17 protein-coding genes and 1 pseudogene are annotated in these 20,333 nt (G+C 69.0%); 14 read left to right on the top strand and 4 right to left on the bottom strand.

The features are described 5' to 3' along the window. Positions 1–10: 10 nt before the first annotated feature. Both ACQHIV_RS14490 and ftsZ read left to right on the top strand, forming a co-directional pair. On the top strand, positions 11–751 hold the full coding sequence (locus ACQHIV_RS14490) for a cell division protein FtsQ/DivIB (RefSeq protein WP_427894542.1): 741 nt from the start codon (positions 11–13) through the stop codon (positions 749–751). A 149-nt stretch (positions 752–900) separates the two neighbouring features. Beyond that, a pseudogene (gene ftsZ, locus ACQHIV_RS14485) lies at positions 901–1,920 on the top strand (cell division protein FtsZ); the annotation flags it as partial. 537 nt (positions 1,921–2,457) lie between these two features. Here ftsZ and ACQHIV_RS14480 read toward each other — a convergent pair. Beyond that, positions 2,458–2,961 carry an ArsR/SmtB family transcription factor gene (locus ACQHIV_RS14480; protein ID WP_427894540.1) on the bottom strand — a complete coding sequence of 168 codons (504 nt, stop codon included), beginning with the start codon at positions 2,959–2,961 and terminating at the stop codon, positions 2,458–2,460. 56 nt (positions 2,962–3,017) lie between these two features. On the opposite strand from ACQHIV_RS14480, the gene ACQHIV_RS14475 reads away from it, so the two are divergent. The 6 genes from ACQHIV_RS14475 to ACQHIV_RS14450 all read left to right on the top strand — a co-directional run bounded on the left by ACQHIV_RS14475 (position 3,018) and on the right by ACQHIV_RS14450 (position 7,253). Beyond that, positions 3,018–3,938, top strand: coding sequence for a S41 family peptidase (locus tag ACQHIV_RS14475; RefSeq protein ID WP_427894538.1), 921 nt, complete (start codon positions 3,018–3,020; stop codon positions 3,936–3,938). Between the two features lie 9 nt (positions 3,939–3,947). Continuing rightward, positions 3,948–4,676: a peptidoglycan editing factor PgeF gene (pgeF, locus tag ACQHIV_RS14470; RefSeq protein ID WP_427894536.1), complete on the top strand. Its 729-nt coding sequence runs from the start codon at positions 3,948–3,950 to the stop codon at positions 4,674–4,676. Continuing rightward, positions 4,673–5,383: a YggS family pyridoxal phosphate-dependent enzyme gene (locus tag ACQHIV_RS14465; RefSeq protein ID WP_427894534.1), complete on the top strand. Its 711-nt coding sequence runs from the start codon at positions 4,673–4,675 to the stop codon at positions 5,381–5,383. The genes pgeF and ACQHIV_RS14465 overlap by 4 nt, the downstream gene beginning before the upstream one ends. 70 nt (positions 5,384–5,453) lie before the next feature. Further along, complete coding sequence (locus ACQHIV_RS14460) at positions 5,454–6,008, top strand: cell division protein SepF (protein WP_427894532.1); 555 nt, start codon at positions 5,454–5,456, stop codon at positions 6,006–6,008. A gap of 50 nt (positions 6,009–6,058) precedes the next feature. Continuing rightward, entirely contained in the window at positions 6,059–6,364 is a 306-nt protein-coding gene (locus ACQHIV_RS14455; protein WP_427894530.1) for a YggT family protein, read from the top strand. A gap of 133 nt (positions 6,365–6,497) precedes the next feature. Then, positions 6,498–7,253 (top strand): DivIVA domain-containing protein, encoded by a 756-nt coding sequence (locus tag ACQHIV_RS14450; protein WP_209699510.1) that lies wholly within the window; start codon positions 6,498–6,500, stop codon positions 7,251–7,253. 95 nt (positions 7,254–7,348) lie between these two features. Here ACQHIV_RS14450 and ileS read toward each other — a convergent pair whose 3' ends face one another. Further along, positions 7,349–10,501: an isoleucine--tRNA ligase gene (ileS, locus tag ACQHIV_RS14445; RefSeq protein ID WP_427894528.1), complete on the bottom strand. Its 3,153-nt coding sequence runs from the start codon at positions 10,499–10,501 to the stop codon at positions 7,349–7,351. A 278-nt stretch (positions 10,502–10,779) separates the two neighbouring features. On the opposite strand from ileS, the gene ACQHIV_RS14440 reads away from it, so the two are divergent. The 4 genes from ACQHIV_RS14440 to ACQHIV_RS14425 all read left to right on the top strand — a co-directional run bounded on the left by ACQHIV_RS14440 (position 10,780) and on the right by ACQHIV_RS14425 (position 13,439). Further along, entirely contained in the window at positions 10,780–11,055 is a 276-nt protein-coding gene (locus ACQHIV_RS14440) for a DUF167 domain-containing protein (protein WP_427894526.1), read from the top strand. A 415-nt stretch (positions 11,056–11,470) separates the two neighbouring features. Beyond that, positions 11,471–11,926, top strand: coding sequence for a TraR/DksA family transcriptional regulator (locus ACQHIV_RS14435; protein WP_427894525.1), 456 nt, complete (start codon positions 11,471–11,473; stop codon positions 11,924–11,926). A 23-nt stretch (positions 11,927–11,949) separates the two neighbouring features. Then, positions 11,950–12,519: a signal peptidase II gene (gene lspA / locus ACQHIV_RS14430; RefSeq protein ID WP_427896486.1), complete on the top strand. Its 570-nt coding sequence runs from the start codon at positions 11,950–11,952 to the stop codon at positions 12,517–12,519. Next, positions 12,516–13,439, top strand: coding sequence for an RluA family pseudouridine synthase (locus ACQHIV_RS14425; protein ID WP_427894523.1), 924 nt, complete (start codon positions 12,516–12,518; stop codon positions 13,437–13,439). The genes lspA and ACQHIV_RS14425 overlap by 4 nt, the downstream gene beginning before the upstream one ends. On the opposite strand, the gene ACQHIV_RS14420 is transcribed toward ACQHIV_RS14425, so the two are convergent. Then, the gene (locus ACQHIV_RS14420; protein WP_427894522.1) at positions 13,436–14,245 is read right to left on the bottom strand and encodes a class I SAM-dependent methyltransferase; all 810 of its coding nucleotides are present in this window, start codon (positions 14,243–14,245) and stop codon (positions 13,436–13,438) included. The genes ACQHIV_RS14425 and ACQHIV_RS14420 overlap by 4 nt on opposite strands. A gap of 111 nt (positions 14,246–14,356) precedes the next feature. Here ACQHIV_RS14420 and ACQHIV_RS14415 point away from each other — a divergent pair, with 111 nt between their 5' ends. Beyond that, entirely contained in the window at positions 14,357–15,046 is a 690-nt protein-coding gene (locus ACQHIV_RS14415) for a DUF998 domain-containing protein (RefSeq protein ID WP_427894520.1), read from the top strand. Here ACQHIV_RS14415 and ACQHIV_RS14410 read toward each other — a convergent pair. Beyond that, positions 15,043–16,620, bottom strand: coding sequence for an HD domain-containing phosphohydrolase (locus tag ACQHIV_RS14410; protein ID WP_427894518.1), 1,578 nt, complete (start codon positions 16,618–16,620; stop codon positions 15,043–15,045). The genes ACQHIV_RS14415 and ACQHIV_RS14410 overlap by 4 nt on opposite strands. Positions 16,621–16,777: 157 nt before the next feature. On the opposite strand from ACQHIV_RS14410, the gene dnaE reads away from it, so the two are divergent. Further along, complete coding sequence (gene dnaE / locus ACQHIV_RS14405; protein ID WP_427894517.1) at positions 16,778–20,326, top strand: DNA polymerase III subunit alpha; 3,549 nt, start codon at positions 16,778–16,780, stop codon at positions 20,324–20,326. The last annotated feature ends 7 nt before the right edge of the window (positions 20,327–20,333 follow it).

Below are 20,333 nucleotides of genomic sequence, written 5' to 3'. Positions count from 1 at the left end.
GGTTCCTTGTATGACCCAGAGCGTTGACCTCGCTCGGGCGGAGCAGCGGTTCGCGCGCCGGCTACGGCTGGTGCGCAGGCGTAGCTGGTTGCCCTGGGCCATCGGCGGCGGGCTGGTCGCGCTGGCCGGCGTGATCGTCTGGCTGTTCTACTTCTCCTCTGTGTTCGCGGTCTCCGGGGTCCGGATCAGCGGCGCCGACACGGTGCCGGTGGCAACGATCGAGCAGACCGCGGCGGCCCCGATCGGCACCCCGCTGGCGAAGGTCGACCTGCGGGCGATCGCGGACCGGGTGCGCACCATCCCGGCGGTCGCGGACGCGCAGGTGACCCGGGCGTGGCCGCGGAAGATCGTGATCGTGGTCACCGAACGGGTCCCGGTCGTGGTGGTCACCGACGGTTCGCGGTACGAGCTGGTGGACGCCACGGGTACGTCGTACCGGACGGTGCCGGACCGGCCGGCCGGGTTGCCGGAGGCGAGGGTCACCGGTGTCCGGCGGGACGTCACCGTGCACTCGGTGGTGACGGTCTCGGCGGCGCTCCCGGAGTCCCTGCGGACCCAGGTGGGATCGATCACGGCGACGTCGCCGGACTCGATCACCCTGAACCTCAGCTCCGGGGTGAAGGTCGTTTGGGGTAGTTCCGATGACAGTGCGCGCAAGGCCGAGGTACTGAGCGTGCTGATGAAGCGGGACGCGAAGGTGTACGACGTCTCGGCGCCCGATCTCCCTGTCACCAAAGGGGAAAAACGGTGACCGGCATCTCGCGGCGAGGCGCGTGGACTTTGGCGGGAAGCGTCCCGTAGCGTTCCGCGTAATCTAAAGTTGACATAACTCTAAGCATCCACTTGAGGTTCAGTCTTTTCGCTGGACAACGGGAAACGAACGAGGCGAGAGGCGCGGACGTGGCGGCACCGCAGAACTACCTGGCACTCATCAAGGTCGTCGGCATCGGCGGAGGCGGCGTGAACGCCGTCAACCGGATGATCGAGCACGGTCTGAAGGGCGTTGAGTTCATCGCCATCAACACCGACGCCCAGGCGTTGCTGATGAGCGACGCGGACGTCAAGCTCGACATCGGCCGGGAGGAGACCCGCGGCCTCGGCGCCGGGGCGAACCCGGCGATCGGGCAGAAGGCCGCGGAGGACCACGCCGAGGAGATCGAGGAGGCGCTCAAGGGCGCCGACATGGTCTTCGTCACGGCCGGCGAGGGCGGCGGCACCGGCACCGGCGGCGCGCCCGTGGTGGCGCGGATCGCCCGGTCGCTGGGCGCGCTGACCATCGGTGTGGTGACCCGGCCGTTCTCCTTCGAGGGCAAGCGCCGCGCGACCCAGGCCGAGGACGGCATCAGCACCCTCCGCGAGGAGGTCGACACGCTGATCGTGATCCCGAACGACCGGCTGCTGACGATCTCCGACCGGGCCGTGTCCGTGCTGGACGCGTTCAAGCAGGCCGACCAGGTGCTGCTGCAGGGCGTCTCCGGCATCACCGACCTGATCACCACCCCGGGTCTGATCAACGTGGACTTCGCGGACGTCAAGGCGGTCATGTCGAACGCCGGCTCCGCGCTGATGGGCATCGGCTCGTCCCGCGGCGAGGACCGCGCGGTCGCGGCCGCCGAGGCGGCCATCTCGTCTCCGTTGCTGGAGGCAAGCATCGAGGGCGCGCACGGCGTGCTGCTGTCGATCGCGGGTGGCTCCGACCTCGGGCTGTTCGAGATCAACGAGGCCGCGCAGCTGGTGTCGGAGTCGGCGCACTCGGACGCGAACATCATCTTCGGCGCGGTGATCGACGACGCGCTCGGCGACGAGGTCCGGGTCACGGTGATCGCGGCCGGCTTCGACGGCGGCATGCCGAAGCGCCGCGAGCAGGCCATGAACCAGGCCCGGCCGCAGTCCTCCCGCCCGGCCACCCAGAACTACTCGCAGCCGATGACGGTCTCCAACCCGACCCAGACCCCACCCCCACCCGCCAACCAGGGCGGCTTCGGCCAGCCTGGCGCGGGTCAGGGCGGCTTCGGGCCGGGCGCAGGCCAGGCCGGTGCTGGTCAGGCGGGTGCTGGTCAGGCGGGTGCTGGTCAGGGCGGCTTCGACCAGGCTGCCAACTCCACTCTGGGCGCGACCTCCCACCAAGCAGTCCCGGGCCAGCAGTCCGGTCAGCCGCAGGCGGCACCTTCGGCCACCCCGCAGACCGACGACACCGTCCCGGTCCCGGCCCCGACGGAGCCCCGCACCGGTACGACGAACTCCGCCCGCCCGCAAGCAGGCGACGGAGTACGCACAGTCCAGTCCGGGAACGCCCCGCACACCCCGGCCTCCCCGTCGACCCAGCACTCCTGGCCGACCAACGGCCCGAGCAGCGCGACGGGCGGCGTCACGCCGCACAGCCCGCAGACCCCGAAGCCGAAGAAGCAGGAGCCCGAGGAAGACCTCGACATCCCCGACTTCCTCAAGTAACCGGGCTCACGCCTGGCGCGGCCGGTACACCGACACCACGACGCCGTACCGCGCCTCGTCCGGTCCGGCGTCGCCTAACCCGTCGACCAGTTCGCTCAGGGTCGCGCCGAGTTCTTCGGCCTGGGCTGCCGTCAATCGCAGGTTCCGCACCGTGAACAGCGGGTCGCCGTCGGCCGTCTCCAGGTCGGCCGCGACCGCCTGCAGCGCGACGGTGTTGTTCGCCCGCGCGCCCTCACCGGTGAACCCGAACCGCCGCACGGACCGCCGGTAGTACTGCTCGGTCCCGCCCCGCACCTGCCGGGTCTCCGCCACGTGCACCATCCCGGCATCGCGCAGCACCCCCAGATGATGCGCCACGTTGCCCTTCGCCGTCCCGAGCGCGGCCGCGAGCTGACTGATCGTCGCCGCCTCCTGCCCGAGCGCGAACAGCAGCCGATGCCGCAACGGATGTCCGAGCGCCTTGAACTGCGCGGCGCTCGACACCTCCAGGTGATCGATGATCTCCGCCATGAATCAAGCGTCGAGATTTCTTGACGCTTTGTCAATCCGGATGCTCTACTCCTGCTATGGAAACCGAAGAGATCAGGTCCGTCCTCGGCCGCCTGGGTGCGTTGGTCGGCGAGCACTACGTCTTCCCGGAGGTCGGCACCGAGGTTGCGGCCCGGCTCGCGGCAGCGGTCGGCGACGGCGCGTACGACGAACTCCGCACCCCGGAAGCACTCGCCGAACGCGTCACCGCCGACCTCCAGCAGGGCAATCGCGACAAGCACCTGCGGCTCGTGTTCCGTCGCGACGGGCTGCCGGACGAGACCGACCCGGTGGCGGAGGAGGCGCACTGGCGCCGCCGGGCCGCCCTCGACGCCGGCGGCATGGCCCGCGTCGAACGGCTCGACGGCAATATCGGACTGCTCGAGATCCGGCCGCTGCTGTATCCGCCCGAGCACGCCGCCACCGCGGTCACGGCCGCGCTGTCGCTGCTGGCGTCGACCGACGCGCTGATCCTCGACCTGCGCCGTTGCCTCGGCGGATCGCCCGACCAGGTCGCGTTCGTCTGCGGCTACCTGTTCGACTCCGCCGAGCCGATCCACCTGCAGGACCTGGTCACGCGGGCCGACGGTACGACGCGCCAGTTCTGGACACCGGCGTACGTCCCGGGTCCGCGGTACGACGGCAGCAAGCCGATCTGGGTGCTGACCAGTGCATCGACGTTCTCGGGCGGTGAGGAACTGGCGTACAACCTGCAGCAGTTCAAGCGCGGGGTCGTCGTCGGGGAGCGGACCGCCGGGGGTGCGCACCCGCGCCGCGGCTTCAAGCTGCACGAACAACTCGAGGCCTCGGTGCCGGTGGCGCGCTCGGTCAACCAGGTCTCCGGGACGAACTGGGAAGGTACGGGCGTCGCTCCTGACGTCGAGGTCCCGGCCGAGCGGGCGTTCGACGAGGCGTACCGCCGCGCGGCCGAGCACGCCGTCGGGGTCGCGGCTGGGTAATCTTCACTCGTGTTCGGCTACGACGAGGTTCTCTCCGCCGCCCGGGTCGCGTTCACCGATCGGTACGGCGGCGCCAGCAAACCGCCGTACGGCGAGTTCAACCTCGGCACCGCGGCCGGCCCGGACGTCGACGGCGTACGGGCGAACTTCCGGCAGGTCGCGACCGAGTTCGGCGTACCCGTCGAGAAGGTCGTCGTCCTCCATCAGGTGCACGGCCGCGACGTCCACGTCGTCCGTGCGGAGGACGAGCTGCCGCTGAGCCCGTCCCCGAAGGCGGACGGCCTGGTCACCACCCGCACCGACGTCGTCCTCGCGGTCCGCGCCGCCGACTGCCTGCCGGTGCTGCTGTCTGCCGACGGCGTGATCGGCGCCGCGCACTCCGGCCGCAAGGGCATGTACGTCGGCATCGTCCCGGCGACCGTGGACGCGATGCGTGAGCTCGGCGCCGGCCGGATCACCGCCGTGCTCGGGCCGTACGCCTGCGGCCGGTGTTACGAAGTACCCGAGGAGATGCGGGCCGAGGTTGCCGCGCAGGTGCCGGCGTCGTACTCCGAGACGAGCTGGGGGACGCCGGCGCTCGACGTCGCGGCCGGCGTCCGGGCGCAGCTGGCCGAGCTCGACGTCGACGTGGTCGACGCGACCGCCTGCACGATCGAGTCCGAGAGTCTGTACTCGTACCGCCGGGAAGGTCCGGAGAGTGGCCGGATGGCGGGCCTGATCAGGCTGGCCTCGGCGTGAGCCGCGCCGACGAGCTCCGGGCGAACCTGGAGCAGGTGCAGGAGCGGATCGAGAAGGCCTGTCAGGCGGCCGGGAGGGCCCGGGACGAGGTGACCCTCGTCGCGATCACCAAAACCTTCCCAGTCAGCGACGTACGGGCGCTGGCGGACCTCGGGGTCACCGACGCCGGGGAGAACCGCGAGCAGGAGCTGAAGGAGAAGGCGCCGGACTGCCCGGACCTGGTCTGGCACTTCGTTGGGCAGTTGCAGTCGAAGAAGTCACGCTCGGTGGTGCGGTACGCGTCGGTCGTGCACTCGGTCGACCGGTCGTCGCTCGTCGACGCGCTGTCGAAGGCCTCGGTCGCCGAGCAGAAGCCGGTGCGGTGCCTGATCCAGGTGAGCCTGGCGGCGTACGGGTCCGCGGACGCGGCGACCGGAGCGAGCCGGGGCGGGGTCGCGCCCGCCGACGTACCGGAACTCGCCGCGGCGATCGCCACGGCCGAGGGGCTCGAGCTCGGTGGTGTGATGGCCGTCGCGCCGCTCGGTGCGGAACCTGAAAAAGCCTTTGCGGGACTGCGCGACGTAGCGTTGCGGCTACGCTCCGAACATCCCGGTGCGGACTGGATATCGGCCGGGATGACCGGTGATCTGGAGGCCGCGATCAAGCAGGGTGCGACACACGTTCGGCTCGGGCGCGCATTACTCGGTACGCGGTCTCCACTGGGTTAGTGTCGACATCGAGCGGGTTTCGCTTCCTGCTCACTGTTGTCGTCGAACCGGATCGAGGTGCTGAGGGGCCATGAGCGGCGCACTGCGCAAGATGGGTGTGTACCTCGGCTTGGTCGAGGACGGGGAGCGCTACAACGCCCGTTATGACGACACGTACGACGACGAGTTCGACGAAGAGTTCGACGAGGCAGTCGACGGGGACTCCCAGGAAACCGTGCCGGTGGCTGCCGGCCGGGAGAGCCGCGAGACCCGGGAGCACCGCGAGGAGCGACCGGAGCCGAGCGGTGCCACGGTCAGCAAGTTCCCAGACCGGCGCGGGGTCGCGCCGTCCCCGGAGGTAACCGAGTTGGCCCGCATCACCACCGTGCACCCGCGCAGCTACAACGAGGCGCGCGTCATCGGTGAGCACTTCCGCGACGGCACGCCCGTCATCATGAACCTGACCGAGATGGATCACTCCGACGCGAAGCGGCTCGTGGACTTCGCCGCCGGGCTGATCTTCTGCTGCCGGGGCTCGATCGAGCGGATCACCACCAAGGTGTTCCTGGTCTGCCCGCCGAACGTCACGGTCGCCGCCGAGGAGAAGGAGAAGATCGCCGCGGACGGGTTCTACAACCAGAGCTGAGGCTCTGGTTCGCGATCCCACTTCCGGCGTCTTCTACACTCGTTGTCGACATGAATGCTCTAGCGCTCGTCCTCATCGTTCTGTACTGGGTGCTGCTCGCCTTCTTCCTGGTGCTGGTGGCGCGGTTCGTCCTCGGGCTGATCGTGATGTTCGCGCCGCAGTGGCACCCGAAGGGCCCGCTGCTGCTGCTGTTCGAGCTGATCTACTCGATCACGGACCCGTTCCTGAAGCCGTTGCGGCGGATCCTGCCGCCGATCGGGGCGGGTGGTGTGCGGATCGATCTGTCCGCGTTGATGCTGTTCGTGATCGTCTCGGTGGCGATGGCCATCAACTCCACGGCCCTTCGATCGTTGTAAGGGTGAGACCGCGAGGAGTGGGTAGATAGAGCCCGGATTCCGTTCTAAGACAACGAAGCGATAACGTGATCTACTGAGTCGCCAAGGCGAGACCACGGGGACTCCGCCAAGACACAGACAAACGAGGTGAAAGATGCCGCTGACGCCGGATGACGTCCGCTCGAAGCAGTTCACGCCCGTCCGACTACGGGAGGGCTACGACGTCACAGAGGTCGACTCCTTCCTCGACGAGGTGGAAGCCGAGCTCGAGCGACTTCTCGCCGAGAACGAGGAGCTGCGGGCCAAGCTCGCGGCGGCCCAGCGCGCAGGCGCGGACCAGCAGCGGCCGGTCGACCAGACCGCCGCGCTGCCGCCCGTCGTGCAGCAGCCGAAGCCCCCGGTCGTGGTCGAGAAGCCCGAGGAGAAGCCGCCGGTGGTGGCACCTGCTCCCGGGGCGGCCGCGGCGGCCGGCACGGTCGGTGACGCGTCCAGCTCCGCCGTGCGGCTGCTGGAGATGGCCACCAAGCACTCCGACGACCTGGTCCAGGAGGCGAAGGACACCGCCGACAAGATCATCGGCGAGGCCCGCGCCAAGGCGGAGCGGCTGGAGAACGAGGCACGCGGCAAGGCCGACCGGATGACCGGTGAGGCCCGCGCCCGCGCCGAGAAGCTCGACGGCGAGATCGCCGAGCGGCGCGCGCAGATGCTCGGCACCCTGGAGAAGCAGAAGGGCCAGCTCGAGCGCACCATCGACGACCTGCACGCGTACGAGCGGGAGTACCGCAGCCGCCTGAAGACCTACTTCACCGAGCAGCTCAAGGCGCTCGGCAACGGCGACGACACGCTGAGCCCGCGGAACGGTTTCCGTCCCGAGGCCCGCGCCCAGGCCCACGGCGGCCACGGCGTCTGAGTAGTTCCTGAGAAGAGGCGGTGCTATCCGGCGGCACCGCCTCTTCTGCATGTCGGGACCCGTTTGACTGACGGTCCCACCGCAGTGACAGCCGGTCAGGCCTTGGTCAGCCAGTAGGTGAGTTGCAGGTTCTCTTCGGTGCCGGTGGCAGCGTCGGACTCCGACGGTGCCGACTGGTTCAGCTCGACGGCGAGGACCTCGCGGGCGATCTCGTCGGCGTGCTTGCCGAGGGCATCGGACAGTTCGGCGTCGGTCGAGGTCAGCCAGACCTTGATCCGGTCCGACACCTCGAGCCCGGCGTTCTTCCGGGCCTCCTGCAGCGTGCGGACCACCTCACGCGCCAGGCCGGCCCGCTTCAGCTCCGGTGTCACCTCGAGGTCGAGGGCAACGGTCTCGCCCTGCTCGTTGACCACCGACCAGCCTTCCTTCGGCCGCTCGGACACCAGCACCTCGGCGGCGCTGACCTCGACGTCCGCGCCGTCGACCACGACGGTCGCCGTACCGGACGCCTTCAGCGCGGCCGCCAGCGCACCGGCGTCCGCGGCCGCGATCGCCGCCGCGACCACCGGGGTCTGCTTGGCGAACCGCTTGCCGAGCTCCCGGAAGTTGCCCTTGGCAGCGAACTCGACCAGGTCCGCCCCGGCCGACGACAGCGGCGCGACGGTGCCGACGTTCAGCTCGTCGGCGATCTCCTGGAGCAACTCGGGGGACAGGTCCGCGATCGCGGCGGATCCGACCAGCGCCCGGGCCAGCGGCTGCCGGGTCTTCACCTTTGCCTCGGCGCGGGCCGACCGGCCGAGCTCGACGACCCGGCGGGCCATCGACATGTGTTGCGCCAGTACGTCGTCGATCAGCGTCTCGTCGTACGCCGGGAAGCTCGTCAGGTGCACGGACTCCGCCAGGCCGGGCGTGACCGGGCGGAACACGTCCTGCCAGACCCGCTCGGTGACGAACGGCATCAGCGGCGCCAGCACCCGGGTCAGCACCTCGAGCGTCTCGTGCAGCGTCGCCAGCGCGCCGGTGTCACCGGCCCAGAACCGGCGGCGCGAACGCCGGACGTACCAGTTCGAGAGCACGTCGACGAACGAGTTGATCAGCGAACCGAGCCGCTGCGTGTCGAAGTCCGCGTACGCCGCGTCCGTGTCGCGCACCAGCCGGTGCGTCTCGCTGACCAGCCACCGGTCGAGCACGCTCCGCTCCGGCACCGCCGGCGCGTCGGCAGGCGACCAGTCGGCGAGCCGCGCGTACAGCGCGTGGAACGCGACCGTGTTCCAGTAGGTGATCAGCACCTTCCGGGTGATCTCGTTCAGCACGTTCGGCCCGATGCCGCGCGCCTTCCACGGCGACCCGGAGGCGGCCATGAACCAGCGCACGGCGTCCGCGCTGTGGTTGTCCATCAGCGGGATCGGCTCGAGGATGTTGCCGAGGTGCTTCGACATCTTCCGGCCGTCCTCGGCCAGGATGTGCCCGAGGCAGACCACGTTCCGGTACGATGACTCGTCGAAGACCAGCGTGCCGATCGCCATCAGCGTGTAGAACCAGCCGCGGGTCTGGTCGATCGCCTCGGAGATGAAGTCCGCCGGGTAGGTCTGCGCGAACTTCTCCTGCGAGCCCTCCGCCCACGGGTAGCCCCACTGCGCGAACGGCATCGAGCCCGAGTCGTACCAGGCGTCGATCACCTCGGGAACCCGGTGCGCCTCGGCGCCGCAGGTCGGGCAGTCGAACGTGATGTCGTCGACGTACGGCCGGTGCGGGTCGGTGCCGCTCAGGTCGCGGCCGGCCAGCTCGCCCAGTTCGGCCAGCGAGCCGACGCAGACCTGGTGGTCCTCGGCGCAGCGCCAGATCGGCAGCGGCGTACCCCAGTAGCGGGAGCGGGAGACGGCCCAGTCGATGTTGTTCCGCAGCCAGTCGCCGTACCGGCCCCACTTGACCGACTCCGGGTACCAGTTGGTCTGCTCGTTCTCACGCAGCAGCGCGTCCTTGACCTGGGTGGTCCGGATGTACCAGGACGGGAGCGCGTAGTACATGACCGGGGTGTGGCAGCGCCAGCAGTGCGGGTACGGGTGCTCGTACGGGACGTGCTTGAACAGCAGGCCGCGGGTCTTGAGGTCTGCGACCAGGTCCTCGTCGGCCTTCTTGAAGAACTGACCACCAACCAGCGGTACGTCGGTGTTGAAGTGGCCGGTCGTGTCCACCGGGTTCACCACCGGCAGGTTGTACGCGCGGCCCACCGCGAGGTCGTCCGCACCGAACGCGGGGGACTGGTGCACCAGACCGGTACCGTCCTCGGTGGTCACGTACTCCGCCAGTACGACGTAGTGCGCGGGCTCGTCGAACGGCACCAGCTCGAACGGCCGCTGGTAGGTCCAGCGCTCCATGTCGCGGCCGACGTACTCACCGGTGACCGTCCAGCCCTCGCCGAGGCGGTCCAGCAGCGGCTTGGCGACCACCAGCGACTCGTTGCCGTCGGTGGCCACGACGTACTCGACGTCCGGGTGTACGGCGACGGCCGTGTTGGACACCAGCGTCCACGGGGTCGTCGTCCAGACCAGCAGCGACGCCTGACCGGCCAGTGGGCCCGAGGTCAGCGGGAAGCGGACGTAGACCGACGGGTCGACGACAGTCTCGTACCCCTGAGCGAGCTCGTGGTCCGACAGGCCGGTGCCGCAGCGCGGGCAGTACGGCGTGATCCGGTAGTCCTCGACCAGCAGGCCCTTCTCGTGGATCTGCTTCAGCGACCACCAGACCGACTGGACGTACTCCGGGTCCATCGTCTTGTACGGGTGCTCGAGGTCGACCCAGTAGCCCATCCGGACCGTCAGCTCGTTGAACGCGTCCACGTGCCGGAGCACCGACTCGCGGCACTTCGCGTTGAACTCGGCGATCCCGTACGCCTCGATGTCCGGCTTGCCGTTGAAGCCGAGCTCCTTCTCCACCGCGACCTCGACCGGGAGGCCGTGGCAGTCCCAGCCGGCCTTGCGCTCGACCCAGAAGCCCTTCATGGTCCGGTAGCGCGGGAACACGTCCTTGAAGACGCGGGCCTCGATGTGGTGGGTGCCGGGCATGCCGTTCGCGGTCGGTGGGCCTTCGTAGAACGTCCACGGCGTACCGCCGGCGGACTGTTCGAGGCTCTTGGCGAAGGTGTCGTGCTCGTCCCAGAGGGTGAGCACCTCCCGCTCGAGCGCGGGGAAGTCGACCTGGGCGGGGACCTGCCGCCAGGGGGTGCCAGGGGAATGCGCTGCCGCCATGTTGTGCGTCCTTCGTCACGTCCTGCTGTACTGGACGAGGGACGAAGCACCCGGACCGAGCCGGCTACCGCGCGGTACCACCCTCCTTGGTGACCCTGAGTGCGGTCACCCACTTCCTTTACGAGACGCAGCCGGTTCTAATAGGTCCCTACGGACTGTTCTTCCGGCGGCTCCGGGGTGATGGCCCCATCACTGCCTTGCGGTTCGCGGTTGTCAGTGTACGGCGTCGTACCAGGTGACTACGAATCGTTAAAGACTGGTGCAGTAAGAATTCCGGTATGAGAATTCTGCTGCGGGTCAAGCCGGGGGCTTCCAGGACAGCGGTCGGCGGCCGGTACGACGGGCCGTCCGGACCGGCGCTGGTGGTTGCGGTGGCGGCCCGTGCAGTGGAGGGACAGGCGACGAAGGCTGTCCTGACGGCGGTCGCCGCCGAGTTCGGCGTACGGCGGTCCGCGGTGCGTCTGGTGCGTGGTGCGACCAGCAGGGACAAGCTGGTCGAGGTGGAGGGGGAGGAGAACGACATCCGGGAACGGCTCGAGCGACTACTGGGCTGACCTGGGAAGTGTTACGGACAGTGATGTCTGCAACACGCTTGTGATGTGCGGAACATCGAGCGGACTTGAAGAACCGACTACCTTATGTCCACGGTCTGCGAGTCGGGCTGGCACGTGCTGGACACGTGTCCTACTGTCTTGCGACCAGTCCGCTCCAGTCTCCGACGAAGGCAGGGGGTAGCTGACCATGGCTACATCGGCACGGAAGAAGTCCGCCCCCCAACGCACGGCCGCGGCCAAGAAAAGTGCCGCCAAGAAGGCAGAGCCGGTTCAGAAGACAGCGGCTCGGAAAAGCCCGGTGAAGACCTCGCCGGCCAAGAAGACCTCCGCGGTGAAGAAGCCGGCACCGGCCACCGCGGCGAAAAGCACAGCGGCTAAGACCCCTGCCAAGAAAGCTCAGACGAAGAGGGTGGCCATGAAGACCAACGAGAACAGGACCCCGGCGACGGCGCCGGCGAAGTCCGCAGCACATACGGCCGAGAGCTTCAAGGTGAAGCCGGGCGAGGATCCGTGGACCGCCGCCGAGCTCGCCGAGCTGCGCTCGGAGCTGGAGGGTGAGGTCGAGCACCTCAAGGAGGAGATCCGCGAGGCCGAGCAGGAGATCGTGGGTCTGTTCCGGGACGGCAGCGACGGCGCCGGCAACGACCAGGCCGACGTCGGCTCGACGACCCTCGAGCGCTACCACGAGCTGACGCTGGCGAACAACGCCCGTGACATGCTCAACCAGATCGAGTTCGCGCTGAACCGCATCGACGACGGCACGTACGGCGTCTGCGAGAACTGCGGGAACGCGATCGGCAAGGGTCGGTTGCAGGCGTTCCCGCGTGCGACACTGTGTATCTCATGCAAAGAACGCCAGGAACGCCGCTGAACGACCCCACCTCGTCCCCTCAGGTGGAGGACGCAGCCACCCCCGAACCGGCCGACTCCCCGTCGGCCGGTTCTCCGTCGTCCACCCCCGCGGCCGGGGGGAGGTCGTGGAAGTGGACTGTGGTGTTTGGTGGGGTGGGGTTGGTGGTGTTGTTCCTGGACCAGTTGACGAAGGCGCTCGCGTTGGCTCATCTGACGCCGGGGGAGCCGGTGAACGTGATCGGCAGTCTGCTGAAGTTCAACCTGATCCGGAACTCCGGCGCCGCGTTCAGCCTCGGCGCCGGGTACACGCCGTACATCAGCGCGGTCCAGATCGCCGTTGCGGTCGGTGTGGTCTACCTCTCCCGGAAGCTCGGCTCAGCCGGCTGGTCGGTCGCGTTCGGGCTGCTGTTCGGCGGCGCCGTCGGCAACATCCTGGACCGGATCTTCCGCGAGCCGTCGCCGTTCCACGGGCATGTGGTCGACTTCCTGCAGACCCCGCACTGGGCGATCTTCAACGTCGCGGACATGGCCGTCACCTCGGCCGCCGTACTGCTGGTGATCCAGACCCTCCGCGGCATCAAGCTGGACGGCACCCGGGAGCAGCGCAAGTGAGCGCTAGAACCGTCATCGTGCCCGACGGTCTCGCGGGGGAGCGGCTGGACGCGGCACTGTCGCGGCTGTTCGGCGTCTCCCGCACCAAGGCCGCCGAGCTGATCGAGTCCGGCCTGGTCCACGTCGACGGTTCCCCGGCGCCGAAGTCCTCCCGGGTCGCGGCCGGCGTACTGCTCGACGTCGAACTCCCCCCGCCGCCGTCCGAGGTGACCGTCGTACCGGAGACCGTCGACAACCTGCGGATCGTGTACGACGACGACGAGATCGTCGTGGTGGACAAACCCGTCGGCGTCGCCGCGCACCCGTCGCCCGGCTGGACCGGCCCGACTGTGATCGGCCACCTCGCCGGCGCGGGCTTCAGCATCTCCACCAGCGGCGCCGCCGAACGCAAGGGCATCGTCCACCGCCTCGACGTGGGTACGTCGGGCCTGATGGTGGTAGCGAAGACGGAGTACGCCTACACCGTCCTCAAGCGCGCCTTCAAGGAGCGCACGGTGAAGAAGATTTACCACGCGCTCGTCCAGGGCCATCCCGACCCGTTCACCGGTACGGTCGACGCGCCGATCGACCGGCATCCGCACCACGACTACAAGTTCGGCGTGGTGGCCGGCGGCAAGCCGAGCGTCACGCACTACGAGACCCTCGAGGCGTTCCGCTACGCGACCCTCCTGGAGATCACCCTCGAGACGGGCCGCACGCACCAGATCCGCGTCCACATGTCCGCGATCGGCCATCCGTGCTGCGGCGACCTGACGTACGGCGCCGACCCGATCCTCGCCGAACGCCTGGGCCTCTCCCGCCAATGGCTGCACGCGATGCGCCTCGGCTTCACCCACCCCGGCACCGGCGAGTACGTCGAGTTCACCTCGGAGTACCCCGAAGACCTCGACCACGCCCTGGACCTGCTCGTCGACGGCTAGCTCTCGTCCTTCCTTCCCTGGACGACGAGGTACTCGGCGGGCGCTCCGCTGACGTAGATCGAGGCGAGCTTCGAGCGCAGCGCGTCCCACTCGCCGCGCTGCTCGAGCATGCCGCGCAGCATCATCAACGGCCCGAAACGCGTCGCGATCCAGTCGACGGCCTCGTCCGGCGAGTCGAACGGTGCGAGTGGCACGGTTTCGCGGGCGAACTCAAGGGTGACCGCGGTACCGGCGAACAGTTCGCGGACATGCGATTCGTCGCCCCACAGCAGCGGCGGCTGGGCGAACGGCGGGGCCGGCGGCGCGTAGCTCCCGAGCATCCGGAAGAAGGCCCCCTGGAGCCCCTCAGGCGTCCAGCACGTGCAGCCGAAGCGGCCGCCGGGCCGTAGTACCCGGACCAGCTCGCGAGCGGCGACCGCGTGCCGGGGCGCGAACATCACACCGAACGTCGACAGAACCACGTCGAAGCTCTCGTCCGCCCACGGCAGCTCCTCCGCATCTCCTTCGACCCACTCCACCTCGACTCCCGCCTCCGCGGCGAGCGCCTGGCCGGCCGGGAACAGCTCGGGCGTCAGGTCCACACCGACGACCTTCCCGCCGGCCGCGGCTGCCCGCAGCGCTGCGTTCCCGGTGCCGCAGCCGACGTCCAGCACGTCTTCGCCGCGTCCGATCCCGACACGGCGCACGAGTCGCTCACCGACCTCCCACAGCTGCATCTTCGCCACCGCGGGGAAGTCACCGGCAGCCCAGCTCGCCCGCGCGTGCTGCTTCAGCTCGGCAAGCATCGGTAGTTCTTGGGTCGTCATGGTCGTTCCCTTCCGGTTGGTTCGTGTCCCCACAACGTAGGAAGTCCGGCTGGGCCGCACATGAGGCGAACACCTCGTGACAGCAGCGGTACAGCCGACGACTCTGGCGGCATGAACGACGTACGGAGAAGCCTCGCGGCGGGCGTGATCGCCGCACAGTTGCTGTTCGTCGGGGGCTGGCTGGTCCTCGGCGCAACGGAAGGCCGCGGCTACTCGGCCGCGCGGCACGACATCAGCGACCTCGGCGCACTGACCGCACAGCATGCGACGGCGTACCGGCTCACCGTCGGGATCGCGGGCTTCGTCACGATCGCCTTCGCGCTCCTCGTCCTGAGCCCGAGCCTGCGATCCGCGGGCCGCGCGGGTGTCGCCGGCGCCTGGCTGGTCGCGCTGTCGCTGCCGGGTCTCGACACGATGAGCGACGCGTTCTTCCAGCTCGACTGCCGCGCCGCCGACGCGGGATGTACGCCGTCGGACGCGTTCGGGTCGTGGCACGGCAAGGCGCACCTGATCTCGTTCGTGATCTCGGCGCTGGCCACCGTCGCGGCACCCTTCGTGCTGTCCCGAGCCATGCGCCGCGTCGCCGGCTGGCGTGAACTGGCCGGGCCGACCCGGGCGTTCGGGATCTTGACGATCCTCCTGCTGGCAGCCACGGGCGCGACCACGGGTACGACGGTGCAAGGCCTGACGCAACGGGTGGCCGCGGTCGTGATCACGGCGGCCGTCGCCTTCCTCGGTTGGCGGGTGCTCCGTCTGACCAGCCGCTCGCCCCGGACGGCCACGCTGATGGCCGGACGCTAGGTCCTGCGGACCGGATCCGGCTCGAAGCTGCCGACAAGGCCGTGTCCGGTCGCGAAGAGGGTCGCCGCGGCGCGGCTGCTCACGCCGAGTTTCGCGTAGATGTGCTCGATGTGGTTCGACACGGTCTTGGGCGTGACGCCGAGTTCCCGGGCGATCTGCTTGTTCGGCCGGCCGCGGGCGAGCAGCGTGAGTACCTCCACCTCGCGGCCGGTGAGCCCGGCGGGGCCTTCCCGGCGGGCGGTGGCCCGGTGGCCGGCGGCTCGCAGTACCGCCTCGGACGCGTCGGGGTCGAGGCGTCCCGCGCGTACCTCGGAGCGGAGTTGGACGGCGGCCTGGTCGGCGGTCAGGGGTGCCCGGTGCGGGCGCGGCTCGGTCATCGCGTGGTAGGCGTCCGCGGCGGCCAGGATCCGGTCGGCCGCTGTCAGCGAGGCGGCCGTGAGGCCACGGGGGTAGCCCGAACCGTCGAGCCGCTCGTGATGGCGTTCGGCGATCGTCCGGCTCGGTGCGATCGCCGGGATGGCGAGCAGCATCTTGCCGGTCAGGTAGGGATGCAGGTCCACGCGGTCGCGTTCGACGGCGGTGAGCGGCCCGGGTTTGTCCCAGATCGCGTTCGAGATTCCGAGCCGCCCGAGGTCGTGCAGCAGGCCGGCGCGGTACAGCCGCGTCCGGTCCGCGTCCGGAAGGCCCGCGAGCCTCGTCGCTTCGGCGGCGAGGTTGGCCACGCCACGCGAGTGACCCGCGTGGTACGGCGACTTGAGGTCGACCAGATCGGCCATCGCCTCGAGGACCTCGTCGAGCTCGGCCCCCGACACGCGCCGCGCCAGCCGGGGCTCGGCATCGAGGACTGTGCTCCAGTCCGTCGTGTCCAGGCCGGACAGCACCTCGTCCGCCCGCCGGACGAACAGGTCGGCCAGGCCGGGATCGAAGAGCGACCCGGAGTGCTTGCGTGCGGTCTCGGTCGCCGCCGGTACGCCGTGCCGCCGGGCCATCACCTCGATCGGGCCCGCGAACTGGACACACCGCGACGGCAGACTGATGTCCGTGCCCCGCAGACGCATCGGGACGCCCTTCCCGTCCCACTGCTCGTAGGCCTGCCCGAGTGCTCCCACGGCTGCCGGACCGAGCCCGATCCGCGCCGCGAACTCCGAGCTGAGCGTGGCGTGGGTGGTGAGCCACGACTCGATCGTTCGCCTGCCGGTCACCGGGAACGCGGCGAGCCGCTTGACCCGGGCCAGCGCGCTGCCGTGCGCTCCGAGCCGGCTCAGGATGAACGCGGCCGTCTGCACCGTGTTCATCGCGAGCATCTCGTAGCTGTCGCCCTTGAAGGAGATGTCGTCGCCGAACCACTGGGCCTGCTCCGCGGCGTCGGCATGGCAGTAGGCGTTCATCAGCAGACCGAGGTAGTACGTCGCCTCCCGCTCGGTGTCGGCGGCGCCTGCCAGGTCGGCCAGCCGGAGCGCGATCACGGTCTGCCGCAGGCAGTGCTCCATCGGCTGGCCCAGTCCCAGGTCGGCGGCGTACGACAGGGTCGCCACCAGCTCGGCGATCCCGACACTTCCCTCCGCGCCCGCCATGTCCCGAGTGTGCGCCGATCCCCGCCCGCCGCCTACGGTTGCTGACCGGATAGCGGGCGGCAGCGTCCCACGCCGGTGAGCCGATTCAGAACTGTCCGAGGGCCCGCATAGGCTGTACCGGTCCACCTGAATCGTGCCCTGGGAGGTCTGCGTCGATATGGCGTCCAGCGACAGTTTCGTGCATCTTCATGTGCACACCGAGTACTCGATGCTGGACGGCGCGGCGCGGATCGACGAGTTGTTCAAGACCGCCCAGGAGATGGGGCAGCCGGCGATCGCGACCACCGACCACGGGTTCGTGTTCGGCGCCTACGAGTTCTGGAAGACCGCGAAGAAGTACGACGTCAAGCCGATCATCGGCGTCGAGGCGTACCTGACGCCGCACACCCACCGGACCGAGCGCAAACGGGTCAAGTGGGGCGACGCGAACTCGGGCCGCGACGACGTCTCCGGCTCCGGTGCGTACACGCACATGACGCTGCTGGCGAAGAACACCTCCGGCATGCACAACCTGTTCAAGATGAGCTCGCTGGCCAGCCTCGAGGGGTATTACTTCAAGCCCCGGATGGACCGCGAGCTGCTGAACACCTACGGCCAGGGCCTGATCGCGACCACCGGCTGCCCGTCCGGCGAGGTGCAGACCCGGCTGCGGCTCGGGCAGTACAAGGAGGCCGTCGACGCGGCCGCGGAGTTCCGCGACATCTTCGGCAAGGAGAACTTCTACTGCGAGCTGATGGACCACGGCCTCGGCATCGAGCGGGACATCCAGAAGGACCTGCTGAAGCTGGCCAAGGACCTCAACCTGCCGCTGGTCGCGACCAACGACCTGCACTACACCAAGCCCGAGGACTCCACGTCGCACGCGGCGCTGCTGTGCGTCCAGTCCGGCTCGACGCTCTCGGACCCGAACCGGTTCAAGTTCGACGCGAACGAGTTCTACGTGAAGACCGCCGCGGAGATGCGCGAGGTCTGGAAGGAGTTCCCGGAGGCGTGTGACAACACGCTGCTGATCGCGGAGCAGTGCGACGTCGGCTTCACCGAGGGCGAGGGCCGGTTCATGCCGCGCTTCCCCTGCCCCGAGGGCCACAACGAGGAGTCGTGGTTCGTCTCCGAGGTCGAGACCGGCCTGCTCCAGCGGTACCCGGGCGGCGTACCGGACGACGTCCGCAAGCGCACCGACTACGAGATCGAGGTCATCGTCTCGAAGGGCTACGCCGGGTACTTCCTGGTGGTCGCCGACTTCATCAACTGGGCCAAGGCGAACGGGATCCGGGTCGGCCCGGGCCGTGGTTCCGGTGCGGGCTCGATGTGCGCGTACGCGATGAAGATCACCGACCTCGACCCGCTGCTGCACGGTCTGTTCTTCGAGCGCTTCCTGAATCCGGAGCGGATGTCGATGCCCGACTTCGACATCGACTTCGACGACCGCCGCCGCCCCGAGGTGATCCGGTACGTCACCGAGAAGTACGGCGACGACCGGGTCGCGATGATCGTCACGTACGGAACCATCAAGGCCAAGCAGGCGATCAAGGACGCCGGCCGGGTGCTGGACTACCCGTTCGCGATGGGCGACCGGATCACCAAGGCGATGCCGCCCGCGGTGATGGGCAAGGACGTGCCGCTGTCCGGGATCTTCGACCCGCAGCACAAGCGGTACTCCGAGGCCGGTGAGTTCCGCCAGCTGTACGAAGGCGACCAGGACGTCCGCAAGATCGTCGACACCGCCCGCGGCCTGGAGAACCTGAAGCGCCAGTGGGGCGTGCACGCGGCCGGCGTGATCATGTCCAGCGAGCCGCTGATCGAGCTGATCCCGATCATGCGCCGCGATCAGGACGGCCAGGTCATCACCCAGTTCGACTACCCGAGCTGCGAGACGCTCGGCCTGGTCAAGATGGACTTCCTGGGCCTGCGGAACCTGACGATCATGGACGACGCGGTCAAGAACATCGAGGCCGCGCACGGGATCCAGATCGACCTGGACAAGCTCAGCAAGGACCTCGACGACAAGCCGACGTACGACCTGCTCGCCCGCGGCGACACGCTCGGCGTCTTCCAGTTCGACGGCGGCCCGATGCGGGCGCTGCTGCGGCTGATGAAGCCGGACAACTTCGAGGACATCTCCGCGAGTACGGCGCTGTACCGGCCGGGCCCGATGGGGGCGAACAGCCACACGAACTACGCGCTCCGGAAGAACGGCCAGCAGGAGATCAGCTACCCGCACCCGGAGCTGGCCGAGGCGCTCGAGCCGGTGCTCGGCATCACCTACGGCCTGATCGTGTACCAGGAGCAGGTGATGGAGATCGCCCAGCGCCTGGCCGGCTACTCGCTCGGCAAGGCGGACCTGCTCCGCCGCGCGATGGGCAAGAAGAAGCGCGAGGTGCTGGACGCGGAGTACGTCGGCTTCTCCGAGGGCATGAAGGCGAACGGGTACTCCGAGGCGTCGATCAAGGCGCTCTGGGACATCCTGCTGCCGTTCTCCGACTACGCGTTCAACAAGGCGCACTCCGCGGCGTACGGGCTGGTCTCGTACTGGACCGCGTACATGAAGGCGAACTACCCGGCCGAGTACATGGCCGCCGTCCTGACGTCCGTGAAGGACGACAAGGACAAGATGGCGATCTACCTGAACGAGTGCCGCCGGATGGGCATCAAGGTGCTGCCGCCGGACGTCAACGAGTCCGACTCGAACTTCACCCCGGTCGGCACGGACATCCGCTTCGGGCTGTCCGCGATCCGCAACGTCGGCGTGAACGTGGTTGCCGAGATCGTCGCGGCCCGCGAGGAGAAGGGCCGGTTCACCGACTTCGTCGACTTCATCGACAAGGTGTCGCTGCCGGTCTGCAACAAGCGCGTGATCGAGTCGCTGTCCAAGGCCGGCTCGTTCGACTCGATGGGGCACGCACGGCGCGCGGTCGTCGCGGTGCACGAGCAGGCCGTCGACGAGGCGATCGACCTGAAGCGGAACGAGGCGCACGGCCAGTTCGACCTGTTCTCGATGGGCGACGACGACGCGGACGAGGGCGAGGGCAACAGCCGGCTCACCGTCACCGTCCCGGAGATCGAGGAGTGGGACAAGGCCACCAAGCTGGCGCACGAGCGCGACATGCTGGGGCTGTACGTGTCCGACCACCCGCTGTTCGGTGTCGAGCACGTGCTCACCAACGGCTCGGACTGCACGATCGGGCAGCTGCTCGCGGACGAGGACCGTCCGGACGGCAGCCGGGTGACGATCGGCGGCCTGGTCACCGGCGTGCAGCGGAAGGTGAACAAGCGCGGCGACATCTACGCGATCGTCACGATCGAGGACCTCGAAGGTTCGATCGAGGTGATGATGTTCTCCTCGGCGTACCAGCTGCACGCGCATCTGCTCAGCAACGACGCGATCATCCTGATGAAGGGCCGGATCCGCCGCCGCGAGGACCGGGTCGAGCTGAGCGGCGACGAGGTCGTCGTACCGGACCTGACCGAAGGCCCCAGCGGCCCGGTCGTCCTGACGATGCCGGTGAACCGCTGCACCCCACCGGTCGTCGACTCGCTCCGCGACATCCTCCAGTCCCACCCGGGCATGACTGAGGTCCACCTCCGCCTCCAGGCCCGCCAGAAAACCACCGTCATGCGCATCGGCGACCGCTTCCGCGTAACCCCCACCTCCTCCCTGATGGCCGACCTCAAAGCCCTCCTGGGCCCCTCCTGCCTCGCCAGTTGACGGCTAT

Source organism: Kribbella polygonati, assembly GCF_050320105.1.
In the GTDB taxonomy this organism is placed as follows: domain Bacteria; phylum Actinomycetota; class Actinomycetes; order Propionibacteriales; family Kribbellaceae; genus Kribbella.
This window is presented reverse-complemented; position numbering and strand designations above follow the sequence as displayed.